Origin of the sequence: Nostoc sp. DedQUE08 (assembly GCF_034530895.1) — a bacterium.
Classification (GTDB): Bacteria; Cyanobacteriota; Cyanobacteriia; order Cyanobacteriales; family Nostocaceae; genus Nostoc.
This window is the reverse complement of record NZ_JAVRCD010000036.1, coordinates 1-19183: the sequence shown is the minus strand read 5'-3', so window position 1 is coordinate 19183 and position 19183 is coordinate 1. Positions and strand designations below refer to the sequence as shown.

Below are 19183 nucleotides of genomic sequence, written 5' to 3'. Positions count from 1 at the left end.
GAACGAGAAAACAAACTCAGTAAACCAAACTCAAAGTCGCACCAGTTTAATCAAATCCTGGTTTCATTAGTATTGGAGGAATCCATTAATGAGTATCGTCACGAAAGCTATCGTGAATGCTGATGCAGAAGCTCGCTACCTCAGCCCTGGTGAGTTAGATCGGATCAAGTCCTTTGTTACAAGTGGTGAGCGCCGGGTGCGGATTGCTCAAGTTTTATCAGAAAATCGCGAACGGCTCGTTAAGCAAGCTGGCGATCAACTGTTCCAAAAGCGTCCTGATGTTGTGTCTCCTGGTGGTAACGCTTACGGTCAAGAATTGACTGCTACTTGCCTGCGTGACCTAGATTATTACCTCCGCCTCGTTACCTACGGTATCGTTGCTGGTGATGTCACCCCCATCGAAGAAATTGGTGTTATTGGTGCCCGTGAACTGTACAAGTCCTTGGGAACTCCTATCGATGGTGTTGCTGAAGGTATCCGTGGGCTGAAGAATGGCTCTGCGTCACTGCTCTCTGGTGATGACGCTAGTGAAGCTGCTGGCTACTTCGACTACCTAGTTGGTGCCCTTCTAGGATAGGGTAAAGCTGTTTACCTACTTAAACAGAAGTATTGCAATACGGTTGGAAATAAGGAATTAACAACATGGCTCAAGACGCAATTACCGCTGTCATTAACTCCGCAGACGTTCAAGGTAAATATCTAGACTCTTCTGCTTTAGAGAAGCTAAAAGGCTACTTCTCCACTGGCGAACTGCGGGTACGTGCTGCTAGCACCATCAGCGCTAACGCTGCTGCGATCGTCAAAGAAGCTGTAGCAAAATCTTTGCTATACTCTGACATCACCCGTCCCGGCGGCAACATGTACACCACCCGCCGCTATGCTGCTTGCATCCGTGATTTGGATTATTACCTCCGCTACGCTACCTACGCTATGTTGGCTGGCGATCCTTCCATCCTAGACGAGCGTGTGCTCAATGGCTTGAAGGAAACCTACAACTCCTTGGGCGTTCCCGTCGGTGCTACCGTGCAAGCTATCCAAGCAATCAAAGAAGTAACCGCCAGCTTGGTAGGTTCTGATGCTGGTAAGGAAATGGGCGTTTACTTAGACTATATCTCCTCTGGCTTAAGCTAAGAACTAGTTTGCGCTTAAGAATTTAGGTGCGGCTTTATTAAGGTCTGGAAATCAGCCGTGAGTGCTAGAACGTTATATTGCTTATCTTGGTAAATTATCAGTGATGAGTGTTGGTGGTCTAGTATTGATGTTTGATTTCCAGCCTTTGAATGATTAAAAGATTTGCACTCAAGATTTTGAGATAAAAAAGTTTTCACAAGGTATACAGGAGATTTTCAAAATATGTCCCGTTTGTTTAAAATTACTGCTCTAGTTCCCAGCCAAACCCGAATTCGGACTCAACGCGAACTGCAAAATACTTACTTTACTAAGTTAGTTCCTTATGAAAACTGGTTCCGCGAACAGCAACGTATTCAAAAAGCAGGTGGCACAATCATCAAGGTGGAACTAGCAACTGGTAAGCAAGGTGCTAATACTGGCTTGTCGTAATTCTGTAAATAGAATATTATTTTAGGGAATTGGATAAGAGGTCGAGAAAGACCTCTTTTTTATGGCTCGGATTTTATGCAAATCAATAATTAAACATATTTAAAAGACGATACCCGCGAGTATAAAGTGGAACTGGAGCGTCAGCATTCTGTCTATTCTTAGCCTGTTCAATAGTTTCATCAAGCACAATTAGGTTTCTTTTCCAACCTTCAGCCAATTTTCTAGCGATCGCTTTTAACTATAGAACCCTAAAATTTAAGTATAAAATACTACTTTGATAGTGCAAAGTAGAAATGGCAATTTGTCAGAAATTATTGAACTAGTGGTGTATTGAAGTTAACAACTCTAATATTTATGGTTGTAAAGCCTACTTATGAGTTATAAGTTATGATTTATGAGTTTTATTTTTAACTCCTAATTTCTAACTTTTTACCTGTACCGATCGTGAATCTACGCCACCTGATTCCAATTTTTGATAGTTCAGTCTCCAACTGGGCATTAGAAGCGCGGTTCTTGCGCTGGTTAACCTTGATTTGGCTGTTCGTCGGCTTGATCATGCTATTTTCAGCATCATATCCTGTCGCTGATGCCCGTCAGAATGATGGTTTGTACTACTTTAAACGTCAACTGCTTTGGGTCTTAGTTTCCTTAATCGGATTCAATATTATTGTTAATTCGCCATTGCAGAAAATTTTGGGACTATCCCATTGGTTTTTGTTGCTATTTTTGGGGTTAATTTTTGTCACACTGATCCCAGGATTGGGAAGAAAAGCTTTTGATGCAGCGCGTTGGATTGCGATCGGGCCAATTCCGATTCAACCTTCAGAACTAATTAAACCCTTTTTAGTGTTGCAAAGTGCGCGGCTTTTTGGTCAATGGGAACGAATTAGTTGGCGGGTTCGTTTCGCTTGGTTGGGCGTTTTTGGTTTGGTACTTTTAGGAATTCTTGCCCAGCCTAACTTGAGTACAACGGCACTTTGCGGCATGACCATCTGGCTAATTGCTTTAGCAGCTGGCTTACCTTACAAGTACCTGGGAGGAACAGCAATTGGTGGAGTAATGTTGGCGCTACTCAGTATTAGTATTAAAGAGTATCAGCGTAAACGGGTAATGTCATTCCTCAATCCTTGGGCGGATGCTACAGGAGATGGCTACCAGTTGGTGCAAAGTCTACTAGCTGTGGGTTCTGGTAAAACTTGGGGAGCTGGATATGGGCTTTCTCAACAAAAGCTGTTTTATTTACCAATTCAAGATACCGATTTTATTTTTGCGGTGTTTGCTGAAGAGTTTGGCTTTGTTGGCAGTATGGTGTTGTTGGTACTTTTAGCTACATTCGCTACTCTCGGATTAGTTGTGGCGCTGAAGGCTAAAAATATAGTACATCGATTGGTAGCGATCGGTGTGACGACTTTGATGGTGGGACAATCATTGCTCCACATCGGTGTTGCTACAGGTTCTCTACCGACTACTGGCTTACCTTTACCGATGTTTAGTTATGGTGGTAATTCTATGATTGCCAGTTTAATAGCTGCTGGGTTGTTGATTCGGGTAGCACGTGAGAGTAATGAAGCTGAGGTAGTACCGTTGCGAAAACCTCAACTTGAAAATGGGCGCAGACGCCGAGCTTTTCATAAAACCAGGAATTGAGCTAGCAAATGCCCAAAAAGTTACCTCTGAGGTAAGGGAGTCTTAAATGGACTATTGCTAGGTGGCAGAGTAGGTGGAATTGGGTTAAAGCTAGGTATAGGAGTAGGCACTACTTTTTTGAGGACTGTGATTGCAAATCCTCTTTGCTGGGGTTGTTGCTTACCAGATATATCATTGACTAGCAGTCCGATTTGAGCGGGGAAGGCTTGATTTACTAAAAACTTCGTTGAACCAACTGCTGGAACGTCATTGCCGTATGGTAGAAGTTTAACCTGAATATTTTCTCCCTCTACTCTCCAACTCAGAATAGCAGATGTTCCTTCATTGAGAACCAAATTTGGTTGTTCGCTACCGTTAATTTTGAAATAGACAATCTTAAATGGTTTGGGTAATATTGGAATTTTTGATTCAGCTTTTTTAGAACTAATTTTGTCGCTTCCATTGTTAGAAACAGTTTTGATTTCAAATGCAAAACTTCCCACTTTATTTGCTAATAAAGGAATATTTTTACATTGCAATTGTTGATTTTGTTGTATACATAGTTTTTTAAGTTTAGGGTCTGTAATATTGCCTTGATTAAATTTGTAAGTAACTGGTTTACCATAAGATGTACCATCATCTGCATTGCCAACAACCTGTAGTTGTGACAGCAATAATGGACGTGCAATTGTCCAACTAAAAAGAATATTTTCACCTTTTGTGTACTGTGGCTTATCTAGCTGAAAATTAACTACTGATGCAATTGGTTTTTCTGCAATTTCTACTTGGGTACTTTGCGCTGCTACTTGGTTATTTCGGGAAAATATTTGTATGCCATTGTGATAAAAAGCTTGTAATTCAAAAGTGTAATTACCTTTTGTTTTTACTCCAGTTTTGACGTTGCTACAAATTAATTCTTGTTTATTTTGTACCTGACAAGCAGGGATTTCATTAGCACTTACTTTACCCAGTGTTTCAGGAATACCATTGCTAAAGTCATAAGTAATCGGCTGAATAGGTTGGGAACCTTTAGCCGTCAAAACTAACTTTTTTAACTGTTTATATTGATGAATTTCCCAGTTTAAAGCTACCTCATCACCTTCAGTAATTTGAGAGTCATTTGCACTAAAATTTTCTAATCTCAAAGGATCGGGGTTTAAAATTCGCCAAATGATAAATCCTATCCCTCCCAATAACCCCAAAATTGCCAAAACTAACAGAAGAAATTGCCACCAAGGGCGGGGTTTCCATACCAAAGTTCCTTGAGGTAGTGTGTTCGGTAGAGGTAAATTTTGTTGGTCTTTGATATTGAGTTGAAAGTTGATCGCTAGCCCTGCACCAAACCACGGTCGTCGCCACCAAGGTTTGGGTTTGACCGTCAAATTAGCCACAGTACTTCTATTAGGTAATAATCTGACTTCAGTAGGATCAAATTTGTAAGTATATAGTTCTTCTTCGTCTCGACTTTTTAAGTTTAATATTAGTTCGCGGACAATATTGCCCTGGTTAGCTAGTGATAATTCGTACTTGCCAAGACTACGGCTAACTTGTCCCAAGATGGTATTAAGTTCTATATCTAAGCGATAATTTGTCGGAATTTGGATATACACCAAATCCAGCAGTACTAAATCTGGAGAGTTTTCTGAATACAAGCGGATTGTCGGCGAATAGCTTCCCGCAAGGGTATCTCCAGGTGGGTGAAATTTCAACAATATTTGACCTTGCGTACCAGGATTGAGTTCTAATGCAGTCACGTCAGACACTAATCCTGGCCCCTCAAATCCAGTCGCAGGATAATTAATTGTGAACCAGTCATCGTCTAAATCTGGACAACTCAAGCGGAATCTGTCTACGAGATAAGAGCGATTGTCAACTATTACCTCCACTTGCAAAGGCTCACTAGGATTGAAAATTAACGGTTTGTTGGGGTTGGTGTTAGGTCTGATGGAAAATGTTGGGTCGTTCACCCGAATTGCAGTCTGTTCTTTTAGCAGAACCTTAATTTGGTTTGCGAAAGTTATGGGAGTATCTTGTGGATAATGTAGAGGAGAATCTACGACTAGTGTATAGTCATAGGTTCCTGGGAGAGCATTTGCGGCGATTTGAAACTCAAATCTGACTTCGTCGCTATTTTGCCCTGGAGCTAATGCTAAACTTTCTCTAGGAGAACTAGACCAGCCGGTTAAATTTTGAAATACTTCGTCAAAAATAAAATATAAGTCAATAACCGCACTTTGATTTCCCTGATTGATTACAACAATATAAAGTTCAATGGTATCTCCTGGCATCCCAAATTGAATTCCAGGTGGGTTGATAATAACTTGCAGTGGATTGAATTTAGCTTGCATGTCATTGATTCCCTTATTTGATGCGGTGTAATTTGACCTGAAAATCTTCACCACCACTCACAATCATGGTTCCTTGATTGGTTTTCAAGTCGATACTATTGATTTTTTTAGAGCTTTGGTAAATTGTTTTACCTTCTGCTGCTCTTGTTTTGTCAAGCTTATGTTCGGGAGTTAAGTACCAAACTACGACTCGTCCATCATCGCCACCACTTACTAAGAGACTCCCATCGTCACTAAATGCTAGAGTCCGCACAGATGTTTTTGATGCTGACCAACGGTCTAGTTGTAAACAATTAAGTTCATTTACTTTTTCTAGCGGATTCGGATTTTTGAGAGTTTGACACTGATTTAAATCCCAAATGGTAATAAATCCCGCAGAATCAGAAGTTGCGAGGATTTTTCCTGTTGAGTCAGGAACAAAAGCTAATCCCCAAATATAATCTTCAGGCCCAACTAATGGGTCTAGTTTTTCTAGATTTTGCACCGATAAACTTGGGAATTGTTTATTAGATTGAGTTTGATTCCACTGCCACAATATAAAACGCTTAAAGTTTCCAGCAATTACTAGAGTTTTTGCATCTGGGCTGAGATTTAATGCCCGGACTTGGAAACCTGAGAGTTTCAATCTACTTTGTACGTCAATAACTTGCGGTTCTGGCAGAAAATCGCTGTTAGGCGCTGGTCTTGACCATAGTCTGACTTTACCACTGCCATACCCACTGAATAAGTTAAGTGAGTTTGAGGTGAAAGCTAGGTCAAAAACGCGATCGCCTTTTGCTTTAGGATCTTTAAGGTCTTGAAGTTGGCTAATCTTTGTACCTGAAGGAATATCTCTGAGTTCAATTACACCATTATCTAAACCAACAGCAGCGCGATTATTTTGTAATGGCATGAAGCGCAAGACTTCTACAGCGTCATCGGTAATGGCCATCAAGCCTTTAGGCTGTTGTGCTTGGTCGCAAGCAAGGGGCTGCCCAGCGTATCTTACAGTATCATCGGGGTCTAAACTATCAGCACCAATTCTCCAAAATCTTAAGGTGCAATCATCTGACCCACTGACCACAGATAAACCAATGCCACTAAAGCGCACTGAGTTGACAGAACGGGTATGCATTACTCCTTTTGGTTGCAAGATTAATGCGAGGAGTGCGGCTAATAGTGCGATCGCAGCCAATTGTAGCCATAAAGGTATAATTGGCAGAGTCTCTACTTCTAATGTCTGCGTGGCTGGGTCTGTACTGCCTAAACGTTGATCGGATAATTCTGATTTAGCCTCTAATAATAGAGTTTTGCCGATTCCAATCCAAGGACGTTTTGTTTTAACATCAAGGATGACTTTACTTGTCTCTCCTAGATGCAGATTAGCGGTTTCAGGAAGCTTTTTAAAACTACATTTTCGCCAATCTCTACCCTGCATTTGTACATTAATTTGCTGATTGAGATTGCTAGCGTTTTTAAATAGTAATTCAAAGGAAGCTGTATCAGATTTCCAGTCAAGCAACCATACCGATTTATTGGGGATTTTCAGGTGTTTTTCGGTGGTAGTAAAGTCTATAAAACCCACTGGCAAAACTTCAATATTGCCTCCAGCATTAGTTGGATAACCATTATTGCTAACAGCTTCAATAGTAAAAGGGTAATTTTGACTGGGCGCTTGCACTACAGAAGGAGGTTGGCATTGGAATGTAGCTTCTGCTAAACCACCCGGATCTAAAGGTAATCGGCGTTCTGCACTGCCAGCCAGCCAAGACGGATCGACGCCTGTAAAACGCAGCATTACCTCAGTTGGTTGTTGCCCCAAGTTCCGCACCCGTACTGGTATATCGACAGAATTGCGGGGATAAACTTGGAACTCTCGTACAGGTAATTCTACACTTAAATGTGTTGGTCTGTTGTCTCGCTCGATTTTCAGGCGTAGCACAAGTCTGGACTGTTGTGCTAATTGCGGTGAAAAAATGTTTACCATCAGGTTAACAGTACCAACAAATCCCGGCATGGGTGTATTGAATACGAAGACCTGGAAGATGGTACTACTGCCTGGTGGCTTGGCTGCCGCTACCTCTGGTTCAAGTCTATACCAGCGATATCCTGTGTTGCGGATTTCTCCGGCTGCGGTAATTTCTATCTGAAAATTGACGAAGCGATCGCTATCATTATTGACAGTTACCTCAAATGATACAGGAGTATCACCTGGACGAAAGGTTAGGTTTTGAGTAGAAAGGCTGGCATTAATAACACTTTTTTCCATGTTATTACTTATAATATTTTTTTATATTCTGCATGACTAGCACTATTAAAAAATTAATGTCTCGTGAAAACGTGACAATAGCTTTTTTTCTTTGATTATTGAAATTTATATACTATTAAATATTGTGTAATAAATTGGCCAATTTATAAAAGTCATTTTCAAAGGCGATCGCTAATACATATACAGCAGAATTCAGAATTCAGGAGTAATATCATGTCCGCATAATTAGTTATGCTAACCACAGTCATTACACCCCACCCCCAACCCCTCCCCGCTTGCGGGGAGGGGAGACAAGGCGTAGCTTTGGCGGGGTGGGGTTCTTCGGGTTTAATAAGCAATCAAGCGGACATGATATAAAACACGCTTTATACCTGGGTAACAGATTTAGCTTGCTTGTGTACCTCACCAACTTGAAATCTGCTGTATAAGCCAAAAACCTTGTAGAGACATAGCACTGCTACGTCTCTACAAGGGTTTCGGATAACGCATATTTAATTTCTGGATATGACCTTCTCAGCAACGCCTGAACTCAAATTAAAATCGCTGCCCAATTCCCAGATGCACTTTGCTTTCTCCCTGGTCGTTAATGCCATAGTCAGCCCGAATTAAGCCTAGTGGTGAATTTAATCGCACTCCCGCCCCATAACTAAAACCATAACCTGGTTTATCCCGTACACCTGCCGGATCTCCTAATACAGTATCACCAGAACCTAAATCTGAGGCGAAGTCGGCAAACAATACACCGCCTACGATTGGTAAGACGGGAAAACGATATTCTGCGGAAGCCAACACGTAACTGCGACCACTGCCAACTTCTCCAGAATCGTAACCGCGCACTGAGTTGGAACCACCCAAGTTAAAACTTTCGTAGGGCGGTAAATTTCCAAGGACGGTACCAGCTTGGACATTCACCGCAAATACTTGTGGCTGTTTGCTGTTAAATAACTGCACTGGTAAATATTGGCTGTAGTTGGCTTTGAGACGATTGAGGGAAATATTACCTTCGCCGATGGGTATAGATTGTTCTGTACTCAGACTTAGAACGGAACCTTGAGTTGGATTGATGGGATTATCTCGTTTATCTTTGGTGGCGGTGAAGGATACGGTAGTTAGGTCGTCAATACCAGTTCCACTCGCAGAGAGGGGATTGCCCTGAACGTCAGTAGGGGTAATATTACCTTGGCGATCGCGAATACTAGTTCGGGTATAGTTTAATCCTAATGAGGTATTCCAATCGTCAATTGGTCGCTGCAAGCTGACACCACCGCCAATTTGACCTTCTCGCACTTTATCGCCGTTAGCTAGCTTAATCTTGTCATCAAAGGTTTCCGAAAGTTCCTGACTACGAAAACCATTTACAGTGTAGCCCAAGCGATCGGGGTTAGTTATTCGATAGGGGCTAATAAATTTGGTATTAAATTGTAAGTCTCGGCTACTTACCCCAACATTCACACCTAAAGTATCATTAACACCACCGACATTCTGATCTTGATAGCTGATTGTACCTACCAATCCTTGATCGGCATTGTAACTCCCACCCAAATTAACACCACGCGCCCCAGTTTCTTTGAGTTGGTAAACTAAATCAAGTTTTGTTGCATCACCTTCTAAAGCAACATTCACAGTTTCAAATAAACCAGTCCGATATAGTTGTTGAATGTCTTGTTTAACGACATTTTCTTGGAAAATTTGACCGGGTTTCAACTTGAGTTGTTGTTGTAAGAAATCTGCTTTGGTGCGTCCTCCGACGGGATTTCCCTTGCTATCAAGGGTTTTACCCTCATCGTTGACAAAGCGAAATTTGATATCACTCACCAAACCTTCAGCGACATTCACAGTGAGAATGCCTTGAGAACTGGGTTTAATTGATAGCACCCGCGCTAAGTTATAACCATTGTCGGCGTACCACTTGTTAATTTGTGCTACTGCTTGTTGCAATCCACTGGGACTAATAGTGGTTCCAATCTGAGATTGCAAACGTTGTTGAGCGACTTGATAGGTAAGTACTTTAGCACCAGATAATTGCAGCGATCGCACAATCACTGGTTGAACTTGGTATACTACATTCAATCCAGCCTGAGTGCTAAAGCTATTCACACTGACACTACTAAATAAACCTGTATTTAAAATTGCTGTTACATCTCTTTGCAGCTGGCTTTGACTGGTTTCTCCACCCACCTGGGTTTTTATTACCTGGCCAATGATTTGCTGTAATTCTTGATTGGCTCCCACCACCCGTACATCTGTAGCTCTGACTACCAAATCGCTTTCAGTAGCAGGAGTTTTGGGGGATGAAGGGGAAAAAGAGGGAGTGGGAAGAAGCGTTACTGATGAATTTCCCTTGTCTGTTGATTTTAAGACTACTGGGGAATTTTTGTTTGCACCTGTTTGCACGGCGACAGGATTTTGGGAAAATTGTTGTGCAACTATAGTTTCTGGGGAAGCAATTGTCTCTACCCGTGCGGGAGTGTCTTCAATTATCGGTACCACCAAGTTACCAGCTTTTGCAGTTGGAGTAACGGTTTTAGCAGGTGCAGCCGTTGCTTGCTGAGTAATATTGCCAGTAGCTAATGTAGCTAATGTAAAAATTGCAGTAGCAGAAACTCGCATAATATTTAACCTAATTAACTGGGAGTTATACTAATTTTGGATTTTAGATTTTAGATTTTTGATTAAAAGTATTGACCAAAAGGCTGTTCTAGAAATTTCAAACAATTACATTCCTATCCAAAATTGGTATTAGTTGTAGGGAAGTAAAGGAATAGGGAAATACTAACTTCCAGCTTCCTTGTCGATTTCTCTATTTATACCTCTTACCCAAACAGACAGTTAATTTTGATATTTTGTTTCTTATGAGTAATCTATCTCGGTCATCTTTAGCTTCTAACTCCCAATCCGCAACTTCTCCTTTGCGGTTACTTGTATTAAGTAATGGTCATGGGGAAGACATGATTGCAGTTCGGATTTTGCAAGAACTCCAACGACAACCAAACCCACCAGAGATATTTGCTTTGCCTCTGGTGGGTGAAGGACGTGCTTATGAACAGTTGGATATCCCCTTTATCGGTTCAGTCCTGAATATGCCTTCTGGCGGCTTTATTTATATGGATGGCCGCGAATTAGCGCGGGATGTACGCGGTGGTTTATTGCAACTTACCCTCAGCCAAATTAAAGCTATTCGCCGTTGGGTAAGTTCCCAAAAAAAATTAGGTAATAGAAGAGCGATTTTAGCAGTGGGAGATATTTTGCCACTGTTGTTTGCAACATTTAGTGGCGCTAATTATGCTTTTGTCGGTACGGCAAAATCTGAATATTATGTGCGAGATGAAGCTGGATTATTACCACGAAAATCTAAAGACGCGGGTTGGGAAAACTTTTCTGGTTCAGTTTACCATCCTTGGGAACGTTGGTTAATGAGTCGTCGCCGTTGTAAGGCTGTGTTCCTTAGAGATGCGCTGACCACAGAAACATTAAAACAATGGCCAATTCCAGCTTTCTATTTGGGTAATCCGATGATGGATGGTCTAGAATCGAGGTTTTCACGCCAACAATTTTATAGTCAGAATATCCAACAGCAAGAGACAGTTCGACCTTTTGTAGTGACTCTTCTTCCTGGTTCTCGTCCGCCAGAAGCATACACTAACTGGGAAACAATTATGATTGCTGTATCTGCATTGATGACAAGTTTTCAACAGCGAGATTCAATCTTTTATAGTTCTAACAAAGTAGTGTTTTTAGGTGCGATCGCTCCTGGTTTAGACTCTAATATTTTATCCCAAAGTGTGCAATCCCAAGGCTGGCGCGCTGAATCAGCATCTCCTATCAAACTAAGCGATCCAAATGTCTTGACATTTAAACAAAGAAATGCTTATCTGCTATTAACACAACAAGCTTATAATGATTGCTTGCATTTGGGAGATTTAGCGATCGCAATGGCAGGTACAGCCACAGAACAGTTTATCGGTTTAGGCAAACCTGCGATCGCAATTCCCGGTAATGGCCCACAATATAACCTTGGCTTTGCTGAATCTCAAAGTCGTCTACTGGGATCGTCTTTGATTTTAATCGATCGACCAGCAGATGTAGCGAAGGTTGTACAATCCCTATTCAAAAACCCTGATAATTTGCAAATTATTGCTGAAAATGGTGGGCGACGTATGGGTAAACCGGGAGCAGCACTACGTATTGCTAATTGCTTGCGGGAAAAATTGGGATAATGGGCAGTGGGTATGGGGCATTGTGGCAGGTTATTCTCCTTATCCCCTAGTCCCCTTATCTCCCTTGTCCCTAATTCCTCACGCCACCAACCCCGAACGTAAGGCCCTCACAGCAGCTTGGGTACGGTCATCAGCACATAGTTTATTTAAAATATTACGAACATGGGTTTTTACAGTACCAACTGTAATGTAAAGTTTCTCGGCAATTTGACCATTGCTACACCCAGCTACAATCAACTCGAGGATTTCCAGTTCCCGTTGAGTCAGAGGGTATGTTTCCAAAACTTGCTCGTATTCTGTCGCCAGCGCTTCAATTTTGACAGTCTTCGGCTTGTCAGAACCTTGACTTTCTCCAGGAATACCTTGGCGCATCTTCCGCAATACCACGTTGGCAATTGCCGGATCGATCCAAGAGTTACCGCCGTGAGTTGCTTGAATTGCCTCAGTTAATTTACTGATGCTGGTTTCTTTCATATAATAAGAATCAGCGCCAGCTGCGAAGGCTGCAAGTACGGCATCCTCTGTATGATCCATTGTCAAGATCAGAATTTTCGTACTTGATTGTCCACTTTCAGCCTGGGAGCGTTTAAATTTACGAGTGAGTTCGATGCCATCCATGTCAGGCAAGCCGATATCTACTACCGCTACATCTGGCTTTGCCGTTTCTAAAAGTTTTAATCCTTGAGTAGCATTTGCCGCTTCCCCAATTACTTTCAATGCACTATGAGACTGTAATGCTGCTCGTAGCCCCATTCGCGTTAAGTCATGATCTTCAATTAAAATAATACTAATTTCATTCATCGCTACACTCACTCTTGCGCTGTTTGCATCTTTCAAAGTATTGCCTTTTGTAACTATTATCTATTATTTTCCCAAACTCAAGATAGATGATATTTCAACCTGTCTGCATCCACCGATAGAAATAACAAGTAGCCAAAATTTTTACATTTAGATAGAGGACAAATCTAGCTGGAGATATATAGATACTTACACAAAAAGTATGAAATATTGAAACGAATGCCAAATTGCTGTTCCTTGCTGATAATTCAGCTTTAAATTGTCATGTTGCATCCGTTAATTACTATTATTTTGGAGCAAACTTTAAAAAAAGCTTACGAAAATGAAAAAATTACACCGTGTGAAAGTTGCTTTACGAGAAAGTAAAAGATGGTTGGGAACAATTTTTAATCAAACCTTTGGATTCATCCGATTGATAGAGCCAATAGAGATCCTCATAGAAGGAAGGGAATCAGCCAGCGTTAAAATTTTCTGAAATCATAAACAACAAAGTAATTCGTAGTCCTTTTTAACGAACTTATCCGTCTGACTTTTCACAGGATATAATACAAGCCGCTCTGTGCGAACCTCTCCCCTTTTAGGTTTTGAATTTTTGCCTAACTTTTGTCGGGAACCTTTCTTCGGAATTAAACTTTGGTAATTTTGCGAACATCTATAAGTTCAATATACCTGGATAAATACTAACACAGATGTGGCGATCGCTAAGAAAATTGTCGAAATTTCAGGAGGTAGGATTACTTCAGATTCACAAATAGGTATAGATAGTACTTTTTTATTTATTTAGTCTAACTAACCTGATAGTAAAACTGTTCAAGCTTATGGTACATGATAATGGGATGCAACTCTCACCAATGACTGACGACGGTGGCTTCCTCACTCATCTACAATTGTTTTAAGCTTGGTAAAGTATTTTATTTTACTTTATATCAGTGGTGTCTGGTTGTTAATTACTAATTTTTTGCAGGACATTGGTCATTTGTTAGGAGTTTAGTTACCATCTGGGAAATTAACCAGATTGAATATCCAACAGACTCAATTCAACGCAAGGAAAGACTCGAAACGAGCGACATACTACTAACGGAGGATAACAAAGTTAATGTGATGAATATCAAGCAGGTATTAAAGTGGATCCTATGCAAAATACCTTAATCAATCAAATTACAGGTTTTAGATGAAGGGAAATTTTATATTCTTTAGTTGGATAATCTAAAAAGATAAAAGATAAATATTATACATCAACCTATGTTTGGCGGCGAAAGTTAAAACCGATGGAAGAGACGCTGAAAATTTTGGTTGTAGACGATGACGAAGTAGACCGGATAGCAATCTGTTCTGCCCTGACTAAAGCAGGTGTTCAGATAGAACTGTCTGAAGTAGGCAATGGTAATGAAGCATTCTCTGTCTTAAGCATTACTACTTACGATTGTGTTTTCCTCGACTATCGTTTACCAGATCGGGACGCACTAACCTTGATTCAACAGCTACGTTCTTCAGAAATTAAAGTTCCTTTAGTAGTTTTAACTGGTCAAGGAGATGAACAAATTACTCTCGAATTATTGAAAGCTGGTGCTACAGACTATCTCTCTAAGTCTAGAATATCCCCAGAAAGTTTGTCGCAAGTTTTACGGAGTGCGATTCGGATTTATCAAGCACAAATGCAGGTCGATTTGGCAAACCAGCACCTTAGAGAAACTCATGAACAACTCATTTGTAAGAACCAAGAATTGGAGAGACAACAGCAACAGATTCAAATGCAAAACTTCAAGTTATTGGAGGCATCACGTCTAAAATCACTTTTTTTGGCAACTATTTCCCACGAACTTAGAACGCCGATGAATGCGATTATTGGTTTTTCACAAATACTCTTGCGTCCTAAATTCGGTCAACTAACGCACCAGCAAGCAGATATGGTTGAGCGCATTTTGAATAATGGGAAGCATTTACTGATGCTACTCAATGAAGTTCTCGACTTTTCCAAGCTGGAGGGAGGAGGATTAGATTTAAAGGCAGAAAGATTTGATATATCAAAGGTAATCAATCTCGTTGTCAGTGAAATGCGTTCCCTAGCTGATGCTAAAAATCTTTCATTGTTAGTACAAACCGATTTGCAAAATCCTTTGATATTTAACGATCCAGTTCGTGTCAAACAGATTTTGATTAACTTGCTTTCCAACGCCATTAAATTCACAGAGTCTGGTGAAATCTGGGTTGAGGTTAAGGAACTACCTGGAAACCGAGTAGTAATTATCGTTCAAGATACAGGTATAGGCATAGCTCCCAGAGATTTTAAACATATTTTTGAAGCATTTCGGCAAGTAGATCAAACTATCACTCGCAAATATCCAGGTACAGGTCTGGGTTTGGCAATTATAGATTCGCTAGTGCGAATGATGGGCGGTAAAATATTTCTTGAGAGTAAATTGGGGGTGGGTTCAATGTTTAAAATTGAATTGCCACGTCAAATTACATTACCGACTGTAGCCGCAAATGCTCCAGCTTCACAGTTAGATAACGATGATTTTTTTTCTCCTGCGCCAAATCCTCATCAGTCATCTTCTCAAGCCAGAAAAGCACCAATAGAATATCCTAAATTTAAAAATTACTTCCAGAAAAACTGATACAAATTTATAAATCATGTCTGTAGTTGAAAATAATAAAATTTATCGGATATTAGCAGTTGACGACACTCAAGATAATCTGATTTTGGTTCAAGCCATTTTAGAAAGTGAGGGGTATGAAATTGATTTGGCTTCAGATGGAATAAAAGCTTTACGGAAAATTGAGCAATCTCCACCCGATCTGATTCTGTTAGATGTAATGATGCCGGGGATAGATGGCTATGAAGTCACACGTCGGATTCGGAATAACCCTGCAATTTCTTATATTCCAATTCTATTAATTACTGCCTTTCATCAATCCAGCGTTGTCGAAGGTTTGGATGCTGGAGCTGACGATTTTATTCGTAAACCATTTGATACTGATGAACTACTAGCAAGGGTGCGATCGCTATTACGTCTCAAGCACAGTCTGGACGAACAACAAAAAATGGCCCGCCAACGGGAAGATTTTGTTTCCCGTCTGACTCATGATTTACGAACTCCCCTAGTAGCCGCCGATCGCATGTTGAATTTGTTTGAAATGGAAACATTCTGCAAAATTTCGCCGGAAATGAAACAAGCGATCGCAGTCATGATTCGCAGTAACCAAAATCTGATGGAAATGGTCAACACCCTATTAGAAGTGTATCGCTTCGAGGCGGGTAAAAAAACCTTGAATTGGGAGGAATGCGATTTATGTGAAATATCTCAAGAAGTAGTCAGCGAACTAAGTCCTCTAACTAATGAAAAAGGCTTGACTCTGGAAATTGATACCCATCAATTAGATCCACTGAGTCCAAACGCTGCTATTATCATGGGCGATCGTTTGGAATTACGGCGAGTGTTAAACAACCTGATTGCAAATGCCATCAAATTTACAGATACAGGAGGCATAACAATCCGCATTTATGAAACATCATCTAATCCAGGAGATCCAGATTCGGTAATACTTGAGGTAGAAGATACAGGATATGGAATTGCGCCAGAAGATCGGGCAACAATTTTCGAGCGATTTCGCCAAGGCAGAAATAAACGTTCGGGTAGTGGCTTAGGACTACATCTATCCCATCGCATTATAGAAGGGCACGCAGGAACTATCAAGGTCGCTTCTGAAGTAGGGAGAGGTAGTTTATTTACTGTGCAACTACCTAAAAATACTTAAGTTATTCTCCTTCACCACCGATTATTTTGCGGATATCTCCCAAGAAATTACATTTATAACAGAAGGCAGGAGGCAGGAGGCAGAAGGCAGAAGGTAAAACTATTGCTATTTCTAGCATTCACGCTTGTCATTATGTCCTAACCTAACCTATGTGACTACCGCTATAATTTTGGATGTATTTTGATGCACCCAGCAAAAATAAAATTAGCTTAAATTATTTAGTTTAAATTATATAGATTAATTACAGCAGCATTTGAAGGTTAATCCAATCAAAATATTGCCAGATAACTTGCCTCTTCCAATATTTGTATACTCCCAACGGTAGATGTATTGCGCGACTAAAATAACTAAATCTACTTTTGTATCATTCTATAGATAGTAGAAATAACTATTTTACAAAGTTATTATTCAACCTATTAATGCCTGAAAAACGTGTATGCACCCTGGAATCATAACCCAGGGTCTTTTTTATAAAAACCTAGATAATCATCGTTTTTTCATCATTGACTACTGTCCATGTCCACCCTATTAAGAGTTGAGGGTGGACATGGACAGCAGTTAAAAAGGATTATAAAGTAAACTAAAATACAGACCGTTTTCTTGTAATGTTCTCTCATTTGAGTTAACAGATACCAAAGGAATACCCCAGTCAAGACGAACGGTGAAGCGATCGCCCTGTGCCCAACGCAACCCCAGACCAACAGCAGCTAAAGTATTGCGATCGGTATTCTCTTTACCAGAACTGTTCCAGCCAACACCAAAATCCACAAAGGGGATAACCTGTAAGATGCTATTTATCTGAGGTAAGCGCAGAATCGGTACTTGAACTTCCGCAGAAACAAAAGTACCATTATCCGTCAGCAGATAATCTTGACGGTAGCCGCGAATGCTATCCTGCCCACCTAAGCCAAACTGCTCTATAGGCAAAAGTGTTGTAGATGCAAGTTGCGTATTTAAACGTAATAATAGTAAGGTTTCAGGAGCTAAAAGGCGGGCCCACTGTGCTTGCCCTTGCCAAGCAAAAAAACGGCTATCAGGAGCATCTTGATTAACCGTGGCATTCAACACATCTATGCCCAAACTGAATTGAGAGCGTAGGGCGATGACTTCCCGGCTGTTACGACTCGTCCATTCTTGAAAAACTCGCAACGCAGATACCCTAGTGCGTCCCTCATTATCAGCGCCAGGTGAAAGTAAAGAGGGGGGAGCTGGTGGGTTCTCTCTCTGTAGTATCCACGAGATATCACTTTCGCGTCGGGAAGCTGTTAACCCCAGAGCGAATTCTTGTGTAGGAGTTTGGATTATTGGCTGGCGGAATGTCAGTTCGTAGTAGCGAGAAGCCGATTCGATATCTAGGAAGTCGAAAGGAGGCTCAATGACATTACTTGACGTAGTGCCATAGTTAAAGGTAAGCGTTCCGTTGCGGGGATTGAGAGGCAACGTGTAGCTAGCATCAAAGGAATTGCTACCATCGGTATTAGTGTAGCCTACACTCAGACCATCTCCCAATCCGAGTAAGTTGGCTTCATTCAATCTTAACCCGCGTCGGAAACTGCCAACACTGGGCGATCGCCCATTATCAAGAACTATTTGACCGCTAAAGGTTTTTGCCTCACTGATTTTAACTTCTAAAAGACTCGTACCCGTTTGCGATCCTGCTGAGAGTTCAGCAGTCACGTTTTTAATCAAAGGATTAAGTTGCAAAAGTTGCAGGGCTTCTAATAAACGCTGGCGATTCAGAGGTGGTGATGTCGCGATTGCTAGTCGGCTACGGACATAATTCGGATTCAGCCGCCGAGTCCCAGTTACCTGAATATCTTCTAATTTACCTTCGACCACCTGAATTTTAAGAACACCAGATTGGATTGTTTGAGGTGGAATATAAGCACCAGAAGTAATGTAACCATTTTTGACATATAGCTCGGTGATTTTAGAACGTGCTTGATACACTTGGGTCAGTGAGATCGGTCGTTTGGTAAATTCAGCAGTGGCTTTGGCTAATTCTTGGGCACTGAAAACTGTGCTACCAACGACTTCAAAGCGTTCAACAACAATAGTTTGAGGAAAGTTGCCAGGGAGTGGTGTATCAGGTGTAGGAGTTGGGGCAGAGGGTGGAAGTAGTTCTGCTGGTGGGGGGAGTGGCTGTGGCACTTCCGGTGAGGGAAGTGGTGAAGGTGTTGTGGGTGGTTGGATATCCTGTGGTGGTGGAATTTGTTGTGATAGGATGAAATCACCACTTGGTAATTGTGTAGTATCAACAGCCTGAGCTTGCAGTGGACTTAAAAATGTACTGCTAAGTAATAGAAACATACTCAGCGGTAAGCAGGACACTATAAGATTCTGAGGGTATTTATCAATCATCGCACTGGACTATTTTTGTCAGTAACTATGGGATTATACGGGGACTGCTTCAGATGTGAATCTTACTTCATCTTTTGTCGTTAAAGTTGATGTCTTGAGCAAATCGCAATTTAAAAGCTAAATCATCTGGTGATTGCAGACTTAAAAGTATTAATGAGATATCTGGTGAAATTAAATTAATTATGCGTTGCCCAAAATCCTTGGTAAGCAAAATTGGCGTTGCATAATAGAGGGATGAATTGAGGTCATCTACTGTGCAATGTCCA

13 protein-coding genes are annotated in these 19183 nt (G+C 41.0%); 7 read left to right on the top strand and 6 right to left on the bottom strand.

What is annotated here, in order from left to right:
- Positions 1–88 precede the first annotated feature (88 nt).
- From apcA to RMY64_RS22385, 4 genes are all read left to right on the top strand, one after another.
- Positions 89–577, top strand: coding sequence for an allophycocyanin subunit alpha (gene apcA, locus RMY64_RS22400; protein ID WP_322672097.1), 489 nt, complete (start codon positions 89–91; stop codon positions 575–577).
- Positions 578–642: 65 nt separating this feature from the next.
- Entirely contained in the window at positions 643–1131 is a 489-nt protein-coding gene (gene apcB / locus RMY64_RS22395) for an allophycocyanin subunit beta (RefSeq protein WP_104908010.1), read from the top strand.
- A 222-nt stretch (positions 1132–1353) separates the two neighbouring features.
- Positions 1354–1560 (top strand): phycobilisome linker polypeptide, encoded by a 207-nt coding sequence (locus tag RMY64_RS22390; RefSeq protein ID WP_094349821.1) that lies wholly within the window; start codon positions 1354–1356, stop codon positions 1558–1560.
- A 444-nt stretch (positions 1561–2004) separates the two neighbouring features.
- A complete protein-coding gene (locus RMY64_RS22385) occupies positions 2005–3207 on the top strand; it encodes an FtsW/RodA/SpoVE family cell cycle protein (protein WP_322683849.1) in 1203 nt (400 codons plus the stop codon).
- A 20-nt stretch (positions 3208–3227) separates the two neighbouring features.
- Here RMY64_RS22385 and RMY64_RS22380 read toward each other — a convergent pair whose 3' ends face one another.
- The 3 genes from RMY64_RS22380 to RMY64_RS22370 all read right to left on the bottom strand — a co-directional run bounded on the left by RMY64_RS22380 (position 3228) and on the right by RMY64_RS22370 (position 10392).
- The gene (locus tag RMY64_RS22380; RefSeq protein ID WP_322672099.1) at positions 3228–5534 is read right to left on the bottom strand and encodes a hypothetical protein; all 2307 of its coding nucleotides are present in this window, start codon (positions 5532–5534) and stop codon (positions 3228–3230) included.
- Between the two features lie 13 nt (positions 5535–5547).
- On the bottom strand, positions 5548–7782 hold the full coding sequence (locus tag RMY64_RS22375) for a hypothetical protein (protein WP_322701137.1): 2235 nt from the start codon (positions 7780–7782) through the stop codon (positions 5548–5550).
- A gap of 534 nt (positions 7783–8316) precedes the next feature.
- Positions 8317–10392: an outer membrane protein assembly factor gene (locus tag RMY64_RS22370; protein WP_322701136.1), complete on the bottom strand. Its 2076-nt coding sequence runs from the start codon at positions 10390–10392 to the stop codon at positions 8317–8319.
- A gap of 242 nt (positions 10393–10634) precedes the next feature.
- Between RMY64_RS22370 and RMY64_RS22365 the strand changes: the two genes are divergently transcribed.
- Positions 10635–11999: a lipid-A-disaccharide synthase-related protein gene (locus tag RMY64_RS22365; RefSeq protein ID WP_322701135.1), complete on the top strand. Its 1365-nt coding sequence runs from the start codon at positions 10635–10637 to the stop codon at positions 11997–11999.
- A 78-nt stretch (positions 12000–12077) separates the two neighbouring features.
- On the opposite strand, the gene RMY64_RS22360 is transcribed toward RMY64_RS22365, so the two are convergent.
- A complete protein-coding gene (locus RMY64_RS22360) occupies positions 12078–12800 on the bottom strand; it encodes a response regulator transcription factor (RefSeq protein WP_322701134.1) in 723 nt (240 codons plus the stop codon).
- Between the two features lie 1265 nt (positions 12801–14065).
- On the opposite strand from RMY64_RS22360, the gene RMY64_RS22355 reads away from it, so the two are divergent.
- Together RMY64_RS22355 and RMY64_RS22350 are read left to right on the top strand one after the other, a co-directional pair.
- Positions 14066–15415, top strand: a complete 1350-nt coding sequence (locus RMY64_RS22355; RefSeq protein WP_322672103.1) for an ATP-binding protein — start codon at positions 14066–14068, stop codon at positions 15413–15415.
- A gap of 16 nt (positions 15416–15431) precedes the next feature.
- Positions 15432–16556, top strand: a complete 1125-nt coding sequence (locus tag RMY64_RS22350; RefSeq protein ID WP_322672104.1) for a hybrid sensor histidine kinase/response regulator — start codon at positions 15432–15434, stop codon at positions 16554–16556.
- Positions 16557–17114: 558 nt separating this feature from the next.
- Here RMY64_RS22350 and RMY64_RS22345 read toward each other — a convergent pair.
- Entirely contained in the window at positions 17115–18866 is a 1752-nt protein-coding gene (locus RMY64_RS22345) for a ShlB/FhaC/HecB family hemolysin secretion/activation protein (RefSeq protein WP_409882539.1), read from the bottom strand.
- Between the two features lie 118 nt (positions 18867–18984).
- Positions 18985–19183: hypothetical protein (locus RMY64_RS22340; RefSeq protein WP_322701133.1), on the bottom strand; the 199-nt coding region annotated here is incomplete at its 5' end.

Excerpts from the sequence above, each read along its gene's own strand:
- apcA (WP_322672097.1), top strand. The coding sequence starts at position 89 with ATGAGTATCGTCACGAAAGCTATCGTGAATGCTGATGCAGAAGCTCGC.
- apcB (WP_104908010.1), top strand. The coding sequence starts at position 643 with ATGGCTCAAGACGCAATTACCGCTGTCATTAACTCCGCAGACGTTCAA.
- RMY64_RS22390 (WP_094349821.1), top strand. The coding sequence starts at position 1,354 with ATGTCCCGTTTGTTTAAAATTACTGCTCTAGTTCCCAGCCAAACCCGA.
- RMY64_RS22380 (WP_322672099.1), bottom strand. The coding sequence starts at position 5,534 with ATGCAAGCTAAATTCAATCCACTGCAAGTTATTATCAACCCACCTGGA.
- RMY64_RS22375 (WP_322701137.1), bottom strand. The coding sequence starts at position 7,782 with ATGGAAAAAAGTGTTATTAATGCCAGCCTTTCTACTCAAAACCTAACC.
- RMY64_RS22370 (WP_322701136.1), bottom strand. The coding sequence starts at position 10,392 with ATGCGAGTTTCTGCTACTGCAATTTTTACATTAGCTACATTAGCTACT.
- RMY64_RS22365 (WP_322701135.1), top strand. The coding sequence starts at position 10,635 with ATGAGTAATCTATCTCGGTCATCTTTAGCTTCTAACTCCCAATCCGCA.
- RMY64_RS22360 (WP_322701134.1), bottom strand. The coding sequence starts at position 12,800 with ATGAATGAAATTAGTATTATTTTAATTGAAGATCATGACTTAACGCGA.
- RMY64_RS22355 (WP_322672103.1), top strand. The coding sequence starts at position 14,066 with ATGGAAGAGACGCTGAAAATTTTGGTTGTAGACGATGACGAAGTAGAC.
- RMY64_RS22350 (WP_322672104.1), top strand. The coding sequence starts at position 15,432 with ATGTCTGTAGTTGAAAATAATAAAATTTATCGGATATTAGCAGTTGAC.
- RMY64_RS22345 (WP_409882539.1), bottom strand. The coding sequence starts at position 18,866 with ATGTTTCTATTACTTAGCAGTACATTTTTAAGTCCACTGCAAGCTCAG.